Genomic DNA, 14,532 nt, shown 5'->3' on the forward strand with positions numbered 1-14,532 from the left:
GCCTCGGCGGGACGCAATCGATGATGGGCACGGGAAAGGTTGATCCCAGCACACCCTCAGAGGTGGGCTGTCCCGGGAAGCTTCGCTGGGGTGCGCTCGGTCTGGCCGCCAGCCTGCTCGGCGTTCAGAGCCTCGCTGCCAGCGGTGCCATCGGTGCCCAGGTGCTGATGATGCTGCCCGCCGATGGCCAGGTGGCTGGCATCGGCGATGGCTTGCGGCGGGGCTACGGCCTGGCGATGGACGAAGCCAGAGCTTGCGGCATCAACCCACCATCGCTGGAACTGGGCTGGTTGCCGACAGGGGAGGATCCCAGGCCGTTCCTGCAGGGCCGAACCTTGCCGAAACTGCTGATCGCACCTCCGGCCGTGTCGCTGTTGCCCTACGGCCTGCTGGCGCAACAGCTCCAGATCAGTGTGTTGCTTCCTCTGCAACGGGGCATCTCCCTGCAAGGACTGCCCAGCCAGCCGGGCTCCGATCGACTCTGGCCAGTGCTGCCCGCCCGCAGCATGGAGGCGGATCGTCTGGCCCGGGCACTGATCGAACAGGACAAGGGAAAAGCGATGGTGATCCATGACGGCTCCATCGAGCTGGTCGTCCTGGCCGACCGCTTGGCCGAGACCCTCAGCGGTGGCGGTGGCTGGGTGGTGGGACCGGCCAACGAGCCGACAGGGATGGAAAAGCCCGACCAGGCGAGCCTCGACCGGTTACGCGACGACATCGGCTGGTATCAACCTGAAGCGCTGATCGTGATGACCTCCCCCGGATCGCCCCTGGCCAAAGCGGTGGCCCGTGCATCCCTGCCGGAGACTCTGACCCTCGTCTGGCCGTTTCCAGTGGTGACCCCAGGCCCCAATCCCCAGCTGGGCATTGAGCCGCTCAGCCGTGGACCTGGCTGGAACCGCTTCGAGCAGGCGTTCAGATCGGCCCATGGATTTGATCCAGGCCTGGTGGAAGCGGCCGGCTATGACACCGGCCAGCTGACCGCCCTCGCCGCCCACGGCTCCGCCAAGCGGAAGGCCTGGGCCCTGGACGGGCTCGATGCCAAAACCCCGGCGCTTGGGCTGTGTGCGGCTCTGGAGGCCCGCGCCAAAGGGTCCAGCCTTGCCCTCAAGGGAGCCGCCAGTCGGCTTGAACTCTCGGCTGCCAATCCTCCCACCGGTGAGTGGAAACTCACGGCCCTGAAGCCACTGAAGCGTCCCTGAGCAGATCCTCCAGGCTGATCCCTCAGGCTGATCCGTCAGGCTGATCCGTGGGGGGTCTGTGGCAGGACAAACTCCGGTGCTACAGGGAGAGACAGAGCACAGCATGGTGGCCAGCCAGCGCGGGATGGCTGAGGCAAGGCTGGCATGTTCAGGGGCGCCTGGCAGCCTCGAGCGCCGTTGTCGCCAGGGCATAGCGCCTGCCGGGCACAGGATCAATCAACAGACAGCCATGACCCGACTCAGCCGGGCGGAGCGAACCGGCGGGTTGGTGGGCGTTGACCACGGCTTCCGCCGCCTGCACCGAACCCTTCTGCCAGAGGAGACGGGTGAGCAGCCCGGAGAACTCGGCCGTGCCGCCGGCCGTGCTGGCCAGAACGGTGCGTGGCTGAAACCGCTCCAGCAGGGCAGGCAAAACCTGACGACCCTTCACAAAGGCCCCCGCCACGGGCAAACCAAGATCGACAACAGGGGTGATCACCGCGTCGAGGGGTTGGGCCGGCAGCTCAGCTGCCAGGAATCCATGCGGTTCAAGGTAGAGCCGACCCTCTGCATGCTCGAGCAGGTAGCCGTTCTCCAGCTGCGGCACCGGGGCTCCTGCAGTGGCAGTGATCCGCAGCTCTCGCCAGTCCAGACAGTCGCCAGGCGCCAGGGCTGTCACCGCTGTGAAACCCAGTTGACGCGCCCGGACGGCGGCGGTGGTGGAGCCAACCACCGGCAACTGCTTATCGAGCAGCGCAAGGCTGGCGGGATGACAATGGTCGGGAAGACCCTGGCTGAGCAGCAGAAGATCCAGCCGCTCGGGCGCCGGCCACGGATCCGCCAGGGTGGCCTGGAAAAACCAGGGACCCGGCGGAAACTCCAGGCTGCCAGTCAGCCACGGGTCAAGCAACACCCGCAACGAACCGAATTCAAGCAACCAGCCATTGGCGCCGTAATAGGTGGCATGCAAGGCCATTGGCCGATCCTGGACTGAGCCGAGACCCTAGATCGCCTGTGGACAGGGACGTGGCAGCACCTCCAGCGGATCCTCAGAGCCCGGCCGTCGCCATTGCCAGACAAGGAGTGCATGGGAACTGAAGCGCACGGCACACAGAACTGCCAGACCGATGCAAAGGGGGCAGTGGGTCAGTCCCATGGGCTGGCTGCGCAGGGCTGCAAAGGATTCAGTGACTCCAAGCTTGGCAGCGACCGGAAGCAACCTGGGCCCTGGCTGCTGGAATGGTGGGGAAGTGACATTTCCACCGGCGAGCAGGCAGCGTGTTCCGGCTGAGCGAACTCAAGGTCCCCCTGGATCACTCCGACGCGGAGCTGCGTCAGGCGGTACTCGATCGCCTGGGCATTTCAGCCGAGGCCCTGCTGGCTCTCCGGGTGGTGAAGAGGAGCGTGGATGCCCGTCGCCGCTCCGCCGTGCAGTTCAGCTACAGCCTCGATCTTGACCTCGCCCTATCGCCAGGGACCCGGCGACGCCTCGGCCGTGATCCCCAGTTCCGGCCCAGCCCCGACGCCACCTATCGGTTTGTGGGTCGCGCCGCAGAATGCCCGGATGGCCGCCCGCGTCCGATCGTGATCGGGGCCGGTCCATGCGGTTACTTCGCCGCCCTGCTGTTGGCTCAGATGGGCTTCAAACCGCTGCTGCTGGAGCGGGGCAAGGCTGTGAAGGAACGCAGCGCCGACACCTTCGGCTTCTGGAGAGACCAGCGACCCTTCGATCCGGAATCGAACGTGCAGTTCGGCGAAGGGGGGGCGGGCACCTTTTCCGACGGCAAGCTCTACAGCCAGATCCGAGATCCCCAGCACCATGGGCGCAAGGTGCTGGAGGAACTGGTGGCCTGCGGGGCCAATCCCGACATCCTCCATCTGCATCGCCCCCACATCGGCACCTTCAAACTGGCCACCGTGGTGCGGGGCCTGCGCGCCAGGATCGAGGCTCTCGGTGGCGAAATCCGCTTCCAGAGCCGGGTGGTGCGACTGGAAACAATCCCAGCCAAAGCAGGTCCACTCACAACACTGCCGCCCGCCGGCCGGTCTGGCGCAGTCAGCGCCGGCATCGGTGACGATCGCTTCCCGGCCCAGCAGATGGCTGCGGTCTGGCTGGCTGATGGGAGCCGTTTAGCCGCCGATCAGGTGGTGCTGGCAGTGGGTCACAGCGCCCGGGACACCTTCGCCATGCTGCTGGAGCAGGGTGTGGCGATCGAAGCCAAACCCTTTTCGATCGGGCTACGCATCGAGCACCCACAGTCGCTGATCGACCAAGCCCGGTGGGGCGCCTTCGCCGGCCATCCGCGCCTCGGCGCGGCGGAATACAAGCTTGTGCACCACTGCGCCAATGGCCGCAGTGTCTACAGCTTCTGCATGTGCCCCGGTGGACTGGTGGTGGCTGCCGCCTCGGAGCCGGGCCATCTGGTGACCAATGGCATGAGCCAGCATTCCCGCAATGAACGCAATGCCAACAGCGGCATCGTGGTGGGTCTGCAGCTCGCTGACCTGGAACCCTTCGGCCAGGGAGCCAACGACCCCCTCGCCGGCATCGCCTTCCAGCGCCACTGGGAGGCGAAGGCCTTCGCACTCGGAGGCAGGAGCTACCGCGCCCCCTGCCAGCGGGTGGGGGATTTCCTGCAAGGGTCCCAGACCAGCACCAGCACCAGCACCAGCACCACAATCGACACCGGCAGCACGGGTTTGGCAGAAACGGGGGAAGCTGCGGATCTGATTCAGCCCTCCTACGGGCCTGGAGTGAACCAGGCCGACCTCGGAGCCTGCCTGCCGGCCTTCGCGGCGGCGGCGATCCGGGAGGCGTTGCCTGCCTTCGATCGCACGATTCCCGGTTTCAGCATGGCCACTGCCCTTTTGACCGGAGTGGAAACGCGCACCTCTTCACCGGTTCGCATCCCAAGGGGGGAAAACCTGCAAAGCATCAATGTCCGGGGGCTCTATCCAGCTGGGGAGGGAGCCGGCTATGCCGGCGGCATTCTGTCCGCAGCCATCGATGGCATCAAGGTGGCGGAGGCGCTTGCCCTCACTCGTCTTCGTCGTCAGCGCCGAGAGGAATCAGGCGAATCTGCTTGCGTCCCAACTTGATCTGGAACTCATCACCCGGCTTGAGATCAAGCAGGCTGGTGTAAGCCTTACCCACCATCAGATTACCGTTGAACTGAATCTTGGTGGTGAAGCTGAGCTTGCGACCACCCTTGCCGATTTTGCTCCATGAACTGAAATCCACGCCCTTGGCATTGAGCAGGGCTTCGTAGAAGGCTGTGAAGTTCAATCGTTCACTGCCATTCTTCTTTGCCGAGACGTAGCCACAAGCCCGTACAATCTCGGATTTGCTGACGTCTCCCATCTCCTTTACTTTGGCAAGAAGATCGGCGCCGGTAAGCATGTTGAACGGTTCAGATATCTTCAGGATTCTATAAGATCATCCGCCATCCGGCAAGCCAGCGGCGACAGGAATCCACACACAACTCTCTATCCAGAAAGGATGACCAGAGGAGGCTCAGGCCTGGGCCACGATTCCGCTCCATTGCACGGCCTTGACCTGATCTCGGCGCCAGGAATGAAAGAGCAATGGCTCAGCAGCCGTGCAGAGCGGACACACACTGATCTGATCGGCGGACAAGCCTTCAAGCCGCAACTGTTGGGCGGCGGCCGCACGGATGTCAAGCCTGAATCGATCGGGCTGGGGATCGTCGGACAGAGCACCGCAGCGTTGCAACGGCTCCAGCCTCGCCAGCCGATCGCTTGGGGCATCGAGCAGATCCGGTAGGCCTGCCGAAACCAGGCTGGCCGCCACCTCCAGGGCCACATCGGCGTGCACCTGATAGGCCGCGCCATGGATGGCTGGGCCAAGGGCAACCTGCAGGTCCTCGCGCCGGCTGCCGAGTCGCTCCATCTGCTCAATCGCTTCCGGCAGGATGCGACCCGCCACACCTCGCCAGCCGGCGTGGCAGGCCGACACCTGGCCGGTGGCGCCATCGGCGAACAGCACCGGGGTGCAATCAGCCCCGCAGACCCAGAGGCTCTGACCACCTTCCCGGCTGAACAGGCCATCGGCGGCGGGCCAGGGCTCCCCTGTCGCAAGATCGGCCCCGAGCACCTTCGCGCCATGCACCTGTCGGGTGCGGTGCACACTCACACCGGCGCTGATCGCTCCAGCCAGTTCCTCCGGGCCCCGTCCGCCCCACTGACGGGTGAAGAAGCCATGTTCGAAATCGGCCAGCCGATCAGCCTGGAGGAAATAGCCGCCATAGGTCCCCACCCAGGTCCAGCCGGGCAGGCTGTTGAAGGTCCGATCCGGCCGATCGAACGGCGCTTCGACGGCTTCAGCCATGGAGGTGGGATTGCTGGGGAGAGGTCATGGATCGGGAAGATCGCGGAGCAACCAGAAACCATCGAACCTCTCCGACTGGGGAGTGCTCTGGACGGCGATGAACTGCAGGCCAGCCACCTCCTGGCGGGCGAGGGCAAAGACGGCCCTGGCCGCTTCAGCCTCCGCTTCCTCCACCTTGCCCAGCAGCCAGCGGTTCTCAAGGGCAGCCTCAAGCAGCAAAGAATCGTCGTTGATCTCCAGGCGGACTGGCTCCAGCCCCGCCATCCAGCCGGCGATCGCCAGGGACCGATTGGCGCTGAACAGGCGGATGCCGGGAACAACAAGCTGACCTGCCAAACCGGCCGGCAAAGCTCCCAGTCCGCTGAAGCCGATCTCCCAGGCGGAGGCTTCCTGGAGAGCGGCCACCGTGAGGGTGGCCCAGCTCCAACGGTCACCGCGAACAGCTTCAGGCAGGATCACAGCCGGTGCGGCAACCGGAATCGGTGGCGGCGCCAGCGGGCCCGCCAGATAGCCCGCCTCCTCGGGATAGACCCGCTGCTCCCGTTCTGCCAGCCAGTCGAGCAGGGCATAGCAGCGGCGGCTGGGCACCACTTCGAGCCCGATCGCTTCGGCAGCACGCTGCACCATCGTGCGCATCGAGGCCCGCCAGCAGCGCAGGCGCCGGGGGGGGCGGTAGCCATCCCGCTCTGCAGCGGCGAGGGCCTCAGTGAGGGCCCCCTGCAGCCAGATCGAGTTGACGCTGGTGGCCGGACAGACGCTGACCCAGCGAAACCCCGCTTCGGTGGCGTCAAAGGCCGGAGTGGAGCAGATCAGCAGTTCCCAGCGCTTCTTGCCATCGGCCTCCAGCACCGGTCGGGAAAAGTAGTCCAGCTCCCAGTCGGCGGAGACGGAGCTGGCTGCAGCCTTGCTCATCCGGCGGTCTGCTCCTGCTGACGCAGGCCGTTGCGGGCCCGGTTGGCCCGGTCTTCCGCCTCGGCCATCACCTTCTCCTTGTCGACCAGCCATTCGCCGGGCTGGCCCTCCAGCAGGGCCGTGTTCAGTCCGATGCGGCCGCGGGACGGGTCGAGCTGGGTGATCAGGGCCTTGAGACGGTCGCCCTGGTCGAAGACCTCGCGCAGATCGCGCAGGGTGCCGCCGGTGATGCACGACTGATGCAACAGGCCACTGACGCCGCCGAGATCGACGAACAACCCGTAGGGCTTGACGGCCACCACCTGGCCCTCGACCAGCTGACCCACCTCCAGCTCCTGGAAGCGGGCCGCCGTGCTGGCCCGCTTTTCAGAGAGCACCAGCTTGTGGGTTTCGATGTTCACCTCAAGGAAGGCGGCGCCCAGGGTCTTGCCCACCAGCTCCTCGTGGTTCTCCCCGTTGATCAGCTGGGAACGGGGAATGAAAGCCCGCAGGCCTTCCAGGTCACAGGTGACGCCGCCGCGGTTGAAGCCACTCACCTTGACCTGCACGACCTTGCCATCCTTCTCCAGTTGCTTCACCTTGTCCCAGCTGTGGCGCAGGGCCAGGGCGCGGGCACTGACGGTGACCATGCCATCGGCATTCTGCTCGCGCGTCACGAGCACTTCCACCGGCTGTCCCCTGGGAAAGCGTTCCTTGAGGTTGATGATGACGCCGAGGCCACATTCGGCCTTCGGCATGAAGCCGGGTGCCTTGCCGCCGATGTCGACGTAGACGCCATCACTCTCCACCGTGAGCACGACGCCCTTGACCACCTCGCCGGTGGCCCCAACCGGCTCGTTTTCGTCCAGGGCCGCCAGAAAGGCGTCCTCGTCGAAATCAAACTCATCGACCGTGCGTGCCGGCGTGCTGGCAGGCTTCGGCCCAGGGCTGGCGCCTCTGGAGCTGGGCTTCTCGCCGCCCAGCAGATCAGCCATCGTCAAGCCTTCCAGGCTGGCCGTTTCAAACCGATCGCCATCCCGATCCTCAGGATCGATGCGATCTGGAGCAGGCTGGGCTGGATCGTAGTGGCCCTGGCCCGGTCGGAACGGGGCAGAGCGGGCTGGTGCAGAGGGCTGGAGGGGATTGGTGGCGCGCACCGGCGACTCCGCCTGACTGGGTTGAACATTGGGCTCATCCAGCACAGGGGCCGGTTGCTGCTCCTTGCGGCTGAGGTGCAGCACCTGAAGCGGCTTGCGCAGGGGGGTGGGGGGTTGCAGGCGAGAGCTGGAAGCTGGAAGCGGCCGTTGTGATCCGGCCTGGGGATCGCGCGCTGGCTGCTGATCGGATCCGGCCATGGTTCCAACGGAACTCGGGTAGGACCACACTGTAAGGATCACGGGCTGAGGGTTTCCAGGATGGATGCGGCCGGCCAGACCGACGCCCCACCAACTGGCGGAGCGCAGCGATCACTGGAAAGACTTCCCTGGCCGGCGATCGAGAGGGCTGCCGCTCGGCCCGGCAGCACGGTGATCTGGCCGTTCGGGGCGGTGGAGCAGCACGGCCCCCACCTGCCGATCGGCACCGATGGCCTGTTCTCCGAACGGGTGCTGGACGGCGTGCTGGAGCGGCTGCCGGAGGCGCTGCCGATCTGGCGGCTGCCTCTCTCCAGCTATGGATTCTCCCCTGAGCATCGAGGATTTCCTGGAACCCTGAGTCTCTCGGCAGAAGCGCTGATTGCTCTGGTGATGGCCGTGGGCCGTGATCTGGCGGGAGCGGGGTTCGACCGGTTGGTGCTGTTCAACGGCCATGGGGGGCAGATCGCCTTGCTGCAGGTCGCTGCCAGGCAACTCAGGGCCGCACAGCCAGCCATGGCGGTGCTGCCCTGCTTCCTCTGGAGTGGGCCGCAGGGTGTGGCCTCCCTGCTGCCGGAACCGGAACGCCACGAAGGTCTCCATGCCGGCCTGGCCGAAACAAGCCTGATGCTTCACCTCGCGCCGGAGCTGGTCGGTCCGCAGCGGCCCCATGACGGGCGCCTGGGCCGGGAAGTCGCGGCAGTAGCCCCGGCCGGCTGGAGCCTGGAGGGTTCCGTGCCGAACGCCTGGCTCACGGCAGATCTCTCCAGCTCGGGGGTGATCGGGGATGCCCGGAGTGCCAGCGCCGCCTTGGGGGAGGCTCTGTATGAAGCGTTGGTGATCGGCTGGAGTCAGCTGCTCGGAGGGCTCCTCAGCAGCGAGTGGCCGCCGAGGGGGTGATCAGATTCGTCGGGCGGTGGTTACAGTTGAATCAATCTCTGAGTAACCGCGGTCATGACCGTTGCGGAAACCACGTCGGCCCTTCTGGACGCTCTGCCGGATTTCACCACCAATGAATACAAAGATGCCTACAGCCGCATCAACGCCATTGTGATCGAAGGTGAACAGGAGGCCCACGACAACTACATGTCGCTGGGGTCGCTCATTCCCGATCAGGCCGACGAGCTTGCTCGCCTTGCCCGGATGGAGCTCAAGCACATGAAAGGGTTTCAGGCCTGTGCCAGGAATCTGGATGTGGTTGCTGACATGCCATTCGCCAAACAGTTCTTCTCCCCGCTCCACGACAATTTCCAGTCCGCACTGGCCGAGGGCAAGGTGGTGACCTGCCTCCTGATTCAAGCCCTGCTGATTGAAGCCTTCGCCATCGCCGCTTATCACATCTACATCCCTGTAGCCGACCCATTTGCCCGCAAGATCACCGAAGGTGTGGTCAAGGATGAATACACCCACCTGAACTACGGGCAAGAATGGCTCAAGGCCAACCTGGAGGCAAGCCGCACCGAACTGGAACAGGCCAATCGCCAGAATCTGCCTCTGGTCCGCCAGATGCTCGATCAGGTCGCTGGCGATGCGGCCGTGCTCCAGATGGAAAAGGAAGGTCTGATCGAGGACTTCCTGATCGCCTATCAGGAGGCGCTTGCCGAGATCGGCTTCACCGGCCGGGAGATTGCCCGCATGGCGGCCGCAGCCCTGGTCGGCTGAACCCTGGGGGGGCACGCTGCTGAAGCGATCACACCGAGCGGTAGCCTGCACTACAAGGTGGCCCGCGAACGTTGGTTCGCTTCGAGAGGTACAGATTCCATGTTTGGTCTGATCGGACATTCCAGCAACTTCGAGGAGGCTCGGCAAAAGGCAAGGAACCTTGGCTACGAGGACTACGCCGAGGGTGACCTGGACATGTGGTGCAGCGCACCGCCCCAACTGGTCGAAAAACTGACGATCACTGACCCTGCCGGCCAGACCATCGAGGGCGCCTACATCGACTCCTGCTTCGTGCCGGAGATGCTGTCCCGCTTCAAGACAGCAACCCGCAAGGTCCAGAACGCCATGGAGCTGGCCCAGAAGCAGGGAATCGCGATCACGGCCCTGGGTGGATTCACCTCGATCATTTTCGAGAATTTCGATCTGGCCAAGTTTCAGCAGATTCGCTCCACAACCCTGGAATGGGAGCGCTTCACCACCGGCAACACCCACACCGCCTGGGTGATCTGCCGCCAGGTCGAGATCAACGCCCCGCTGCTGGGCATCGATCTCAGCAAAGCCAAGGTGGCGGTGGTCGGAGCCAGCGGCGATATCGGCAGCGCCGTCTGCCGCTGGTTGCAGGACAAAACCGGCGTCGGTGAACTGCTGCTTGTGGCCAGGCATCAGCAGCGCCTGCTTGATCTGCAGGCGTCTTTGGCAGGGGGCAGGATTCTTCCCCTGGAAGAGGCCCTGCCCGAAGCCGATGTGGTCGTCTGGGTGGCCAGCTTGCCCCAGTCGCTCTCGATCGACTGGCAGCGGCTCCGATCACCCTGTCTGATGATCGATGGGGGCTATCCCAAGAACCTCGATTCGAAGATTCAGGCGGAAGGGGTTCACGTCCTCAAGGGGGGCATCGTTGAGTTCTTCACTGACATCGACTGGCAGATGATGGAGGTGGCCGACATGGATCAACCGAAACGCCAGATGTTTGCCTGTTTCGCAGAGGCGATCCTCCTGGAGTTCGAGGGCTGGCATACCAACTTCAGCTGGGGACGCAACCGCATCACCACCCAGACGATGGAGCAGATCGGTGCGGCTTCCAGTCGCCATGGCTTCAAGCCCCTTGGCCTCGATCCAGCCAGGATCCGTTCGCTGGCCGGCGCCATGCTCTGAACCCCCTGTTTTTACCTTTCTCTCCCCGATGGCCCGCCGCCCCCTGCTCGACTTCGAAAAACCCCTCGTTGAACTGGAGGAGCAGATTGAACAGATCCGCCAGCTGGCCAAGGATTCCGAAGTGGATGTCAGCCAGCAGCTCCTCCAGCTGGAAACCCTCGCCGCCCGGCGCCGCGAGGAGATCTTCGGTGCGTTGAGTCCCTCCCAGAAGATCCAGGTGGCGCGCCACCCCCAGAGGCCCAGCACCCTGGATTACATCCAGGTGATCACCGAGGAGTGGCTGGAGCTGCATGGGGATCGGCGCGGCTCCGATGACCAGGCCCTGGTGGGGGGAATCGGTCGCATTGGATCCCACGCCGTGGTGCTGCTGGGCCATCAGAAAGGTCGCGACACCAAGGAGAATGTGGCCCGCAACTTCGGCATGGCCTCACCAGGCGGCTACCGCAAAGCGATGCGACTGATGGACCACGCCGATCGTTTCCGGCTGCCGATCCTCAGCTTCATCGACACTCCGGGTGCCTATGCGGGGGTGCTGGCAGAGGAACAGGGACAGGGCGAGGCGATCGCCGTGAATCTGCGGGAGATGTTCCGGCTCAGGGTTCCGATCATCGCCACGGTGATCGGGGAAGGCGGATCCGGCGGCGCGCTCGGCATCGGTGTGGCCGACCGCCTGCTGATGTTTGAGCACAGCGTGTATACCGTGGCCAGCCCGGAAGCCTGCGCCTCGATTCTGTGGCGGGACGCGGCGAAGGCGACGACCGCGGCGGCAGCCCTGAAGATCACCGCCGCCGACCTGCTCCAGCTCGGCGTGATCGACGGAGTGCTGAGCGAACCGTCTGGGGGGAACCACTGGTCGCCCCTCCAGGCGGCCAAAACGCTGAAAGAGGCCCTGCTGGAGCAGCTGGCCAGCCTTTGTGCGTTATCCGAAGCGGATCTGCTGAACCAGCGTTACGAAAAGTTCCGCCGGATCGGCAGGTTCATCGAAGCCGGGGCCACAGATTCTTCTCTGAGCAATTAAAATAAAATTGTTAAGGAGGTTGTTTGGCTGCTGTTCTGATCACGGGTGCCTCCAGGGGTATTGGTGCAGCAACGGCACGACGCTTTGCCTCAGCAGGCTGGGATCTTCTGCTCCTGGCCCGTCCCAGCGCGGAGCTGGACCTCCTGGCCGACTCCTTGCGGAGTTCCGACTGCCAGGTCGGGGTTGTGACTGCCGATCTCAATGACGCCGACTCGATCACTGGGGCAATCCATCAGTTGCTTTCGCTCGGAATCACCCCTGCGGTGGTGATCAACAATGCTGGAGCTGCCTACACCGGCTCTCTGGCTGAGATGACCCTGAGCCACTGGCAATGGCTCCTTCAACTCAATGTCACCAGCGTGTTTCAGGTCTGCCAGGCCGTCTTGCCCACACTGCGGGCTACGGGATCGGGCCTGATCATCAACGTCAGCAGCCATGCTGCCCGAAGGGCCTTCCCCAACTGGGGCGCCTATTGCACATCGAAGGCCGCACTCGAAGCGTTCAGCCGTTGCCTTGCAGAAGAAGAGCGCAGTCACGGAGTCAGGGTCTGCACCCTGACCCTCGGGAGCGTGAATACCCCCCTGTGGGTGTCGGATACCGTCAACGGAAGTTTCGACACCCGTGCCATGCTAAGTGCAGACCAAGCAGCTGAAGCCCTCCTGTTTCTCGCTCAACAGCCTTCCACCCAAGTGGTGGAGGATCTCACCCTCATGCCCGCCACCGGAGCTTTCTGAAGTCTTCCATGACATCCACCCTTCCTTCCGCTTCACTCCCACGGGCAACGGCCCCGGAGCTGGCGCCTGCACCGATCAGCCATCGCATTCGGGAAAGGCTCGTGCAAGCCGGGGCCTCCTTCTTCGCCAACGACAACATTTCCGATTTTCTTCAGGATGGTGATCTGGAGCAACTGGAAATCGAGGTTGCCGGCAAGGTGAGGGAGATGCTGCGCAGTTTGGTGATTGATATCGACCACGACCACAACACCGAAGAAACAGCTGAGCGCGTTGCTCGGATGTATCTTCATGAAGTTTTCAAGGGTCGTTACCATCAACAGCCCAAAATCGCCAGTTTTCCAAACGTCAAGAAGCTCGATGAGATCTATACCGTCGGGCCGATCAGCATCCGTTCTGCCTGCTCCCACCATCTTGTGCCCATCCTGGGCAACTGCTGGATCGGCATCAAACCAGGGGACCGTGTGATCGGGCTCTCCAAATTCGCCCGGGTGGCAGATTGGGTCTTTTCACGCCCCCACATCCAGGAAGAAGCTGTGATGATCCTGGCCGATGAAATCGAACGGCTCTGCTGTCCGCAGGGGCTGGCGATCCTTGTCAAGGCCCAGCATTACTGCATGAAATGGCGTGGGGTCAAGGAACCACAGACCAGCATGGTGAATTCCGTCGTTCGTGGGGACTTCCGCCACGATCCCAGCCTGAAACAGGAATTTTTCGAGCTGGTCAGGCAGCAGGAATCGATGCTCACCAGCTGAGCATTCATATGCCCGGTATCCAGCTGCCGGAAATGTGATCGGGCAGTACGGAGATCATGCAGCAGGCTGTGGCTGCCGTGATCAGCGAGGGGTCTGAGTGACAGGCCCAACAGGTTGTGAGCTCTGTCTGACGGTTGTGGTGCCGGCTCCACTCACGGATACCACCATCAGTTGCTGACCCACATCCAGCATCGTCAGTCGGTAACTCGCCCCCCTTGCCTCAGGAATGAGCTGCCAGCTCTGCTGTCCCGGCGCGATTCGATACCAGTGGAAATCCACAGGAGAGGCTCCGGAACCTGTCAATGACGCGCTCAAGACAGCACCCACCAGGGCGGGGCCGGCCAGCAGTGCCTGCTGAACAAGGGCCTGTTGCTGGTTCACAACGGTTTCCAGGCCTTGATCAGCGCTGATCTGCTTCCGCAGGATCTGGATCTGCTGCTCGGGATCAGCCGTCAGTCCAGGCACACACTGCAGGCTGCCATCCACCAACTGACAACCGGGCACCATTCCCTGGGCCTGGGCCAGACCTGAAGCGAGCAACGAACCAAGCAGAGCAGCCATGGCGATGGCCGATCGCCTTGGTGCCCTCGACAGGCTGCGGACCATCGGCACGTCAGGAAGTCCCATTGAATCCATTGAATTCTGCAGATCCCCGAAGCTGGATTGCCCCGGACGCTGAGCCGTTTCGTTGATCATCCCCTCAATCCACTCCTGAAGGGCCCTGAAGGCCCCAGATGTCACAGGGCCAGGTTCCGTTGGCAGCCCATCCTCGGCTCAGGGAGCGAGCCGAGGATGGGCTGCCCTGATTGCTTCAATCAGCTGGCTCACCCTCCCCAGATCCTTGAGGCCCGGAGCCAGCTCCACCGAACTGGAGACATCCAGCCCATCCGGTTGAACCGCGGCCAGAACAGCCGCCACGTTCTCCGGAGAGATCCCACCGGCCAGCCACCACGGCATGGCCGGTTGAAAGCCGCTCAACCACTCGATCGGGATTCGCTGACCACTGCCCCCCAGCTGGTCAGGCACCCAGGCATCAAGCAACACGGCATCCACAGCACCGGCGTAGGCCATCACCCGCTGCAGATCAGCGGGGTGGCGCACGCGCAGGGCCTTCCAGAGGGGGCATCCCAGCTGCTCGGCCAGCTGACGGCAGTGCTGCGGTGATTCCCGGCCATGGAGCTGAACCACGTCGTGGCCGCCCTGCTCTGGCCGGAGCGAATCAAGCTCATCGTCCCCTGGATCCGCCACCACAAGCACGCCCAGGCAGTGCGGACTGCTCTGGTGCAGAGCGGCGAACAGGCCAGGGCGGAGGGGCGGCTCCAGCCAGCGGGGGGATCCCTCCACGGCGATCACGCCCACCGCATCGGCGCCGCTGCTCGCCACCGCCACCGCCTGATCACTCCGCCGCAGGCCGCAGATCTTCAACAACGGAACAGGCACGG

Annotated in this window: 15 protein-coding genes; 8 read left to right on the forward strand and 7 right to left on the reverse strand. The window is 64.0% G+C overall.

Features of this window, described 5'->3' with window-relative positions; translation table 11 throughout:
- Positions 1 to 62 precede the first annotated feature (62 nt).
- Complete coding sequence (locus tag ACXMDY_RS04970; protein WP_259701288.1) at positions 63 to 1,202, forward strand: ABC transporter substrate-binding protein; 1,140 nt, start codon at positions 63 to 65, stop codon at positions 1,200 to 1,202.
- Positions 1,203 to 1,350: 148 nt separating this feature from the next.
- Here the strand turns inward: ACXMDY_RS04970 and ACXMDY_RS04975 are convergent, their stop codons facing one another.
- Positions 1,351 to 2,157 carry an MBL fold metallo-hydrolase gene (locus tag ACXMDY_RS04975; protein WP_259701287.1) on the reverse strand — a complete coding sequence of 269 codons (807 nt, stop codon included), beginning with the start codon at positions 2,155 to 2,157 and terminating at the stop codon, positions 1,351 to 1,353.
- 302 nt (positions 2,158 to 2,459) lie between these two features.
- Between ACXMDY_RS04975 and ACXMDY_RS04980 the strand changes: the two genes are divergently transcribed.
- On the forward strand, positions 2,460 to 4,280 hold the full coding sequence (locus ACXMDY_RS04980) for an NAD(P)/FAD-dependent oxidoreductase (protein ID WP_259701286.1): 1,821 nt from the start codon (positions 2,460 to 2,462) through the stop codon (positions 4,278 to 4,280).
- Here the strand turns inward: ACXMDY_RS04980 and ACXMDY_RS04985 are convergent.
- The 4 genes from ACXMDY_RS04985 to ACXMDY_RS05000 all read right to left on the reverse strand — a co-directional run bounded on the left by ACXMDY_RS04985 (position 4,219) and on the right by ACXMDY_RS05000 (position 7,775).
- Complete coding sequence (locus ACXMDY_RS04985) at positions 4,219 to 4,581, reverse strand: AbrB family transcriptional regulator (RefSeq protein WP_259701285.1); 363 nt, start codon at positions 4,579 to 4,581, stop codon at positions 4,219 to 4,221. The genes ACXMDY_RS04980 and ACXMDY_RS04985 overlap by 62 nt on opposite strands.
- Before the next feature lie 114 nt (positions 4,582 to 4,695).
- Positions 4,696 to 5,529, reverse strand: a complete 834-nt coding sequence (pgeF, locus tag ACXMDY_RS04990; RefSeq protein ID WP_259701284.1) for a peptidoglycan editing factor PgeF — start codon at positions 5,527 to 5,529, stop codon at positions 4,696 to 4,698.
- 24 nt (positions 5,530 to 5,553) lie between these two features.
- A complete protein-coding gene (locus ACXMDY_RS04995; protein ID WP_259701283.1) occupies positions 5,554 to 6,441 on the reverse strand; it encodes a Tab2/Atab2 family RNA-binding protein in 888 nt (295 codons plus the stop codon).
- Positions 6,438 to 7,775, reverse strand: coding sequence for a S1 RNA-binding domain-containing protein (locus ACXMDY_RS05000; protein ID WP_259701282.1), 1,338 nt, complete (start codon positions 7,773 to 7,775; stop codon positions 6,438 to 6,440). The genes ACXMDY_RS04995 and ACXMDY_RS05000 overlap by 4 nt, the downstream gene beginning before the upstream one ends.
- Positions 7,776 to 7,835: 60 nt before the next feature.
- Here ACXMDY_RS05000 and ACXMDY_RS05005 point away from each other — a divergent pair, with 60 nt between their 5' ends.
- From ACXMDY_RS05005 to folE, 6 genes are all read left to right on the forward strand, one after another.
- Complete coding sequence (locus ACXMDY_RS05005) at positions 7,836 to 8,672, forward strand: creatininase family protein (RefSeq protein WP_259701281.1); 837 nt, start codon at positions 7,836 to 7,838, stop codon at positions 8,670 to 8,672.
- Positions 8,673 to 8,726: 54 nt separating this feature from the next.
- On the forward strand, positions 8,727 to 9,434 hold the full coding sequence (locus ACXMDY_RS05010) for an aldehyde oxygenase (deformylating) (protein ID WP_259701280.1): 708 nt from the start codon (positions 8,727 to 8,729) through the stop codon (positions 9,432 to 9,434).
- A gap of 99 nt (positions 9,435 to 9,533) precedes the next feature.
- Entirely contained in the window at positions 9,534 to 10,586 is a 1,053-nt protein-coding gene (locus ACXMDY_RS05015; protein ID WP_259701279.1) for a long-chain acyl-[acyl-carrier-protein] reductase, read from the forward strand.
- Between the two features lie 28 nt (positions 10,587 to 10,614).
- Positions 10,615 to 11,604, forward strand: coding sequence for an acetyl-CoA carboxylase carboxyltransferase subunit alpha (locus ACXMDY_RS05020; RefSeq protein ID WP_259701278.1), 990 nt, complete (start codon positions 10,615 to 10,617; stop codon positions 11,602 to 11,604).
- A gap of 23 nt (positions 11,605 to 11,627) precedes the next feature.
- Positions 11,628 to 12,338: an SDR family oxidoreductase gene (locus ACXMDY_RS05025; RefSeq protein WP_259701277.1), complete on the forward strand. Its 711-nt coding sequence runs from the start codon at positions 11,628 to 11,630 to the stop codon at positions 12,336 to 12,338.
- A gap of 8 nt (positions 12,339 to 12,346) precedes the next feature.
- A complete protein-coding gene (folE, locus tag ACXMDY_RS05030; RefSeq protein ID WP_259701276.1) occupies positions 12,347 to 13,090 on the forward strand; it encodes a GTP cyclohydrolase I in 744 nt (247 codons plus the stop codon).
- 81 nt (positions 13,091 to 13,171) lie between these two features.
- Here folE and ACXMDY_RS05035 read toward each other — a convergent pair whose 3' ends face one another.
- Complete coding sequence (locus ACXMDY_RS05035; protein WP_259701275.1) at positions 13,172 to 13,651, reverse strand: hypothetical protein; 480 nt, start codon at positions 13,649 to 13,651, stop codon at positions 13,172 to 13,174.
- A gap of 213 nt (positions 13,652 to 13,864) precedes the next feature.
- Entirely contained in the window at positions 13,865 to 14,530 is a 666-nt protein-coding gene (locus tag ACXMDY_RS05040; protein WP_259701274.1) for a phosphoribosylanthranilate isomerase, read from the reverse strand.
- Between the last annotated feature and the right edge of the window lie 2 nt (positions 14,531 to 14,532).

This window comes from Cyanobium sp. ULC082 (assembly GCF_977927535.1).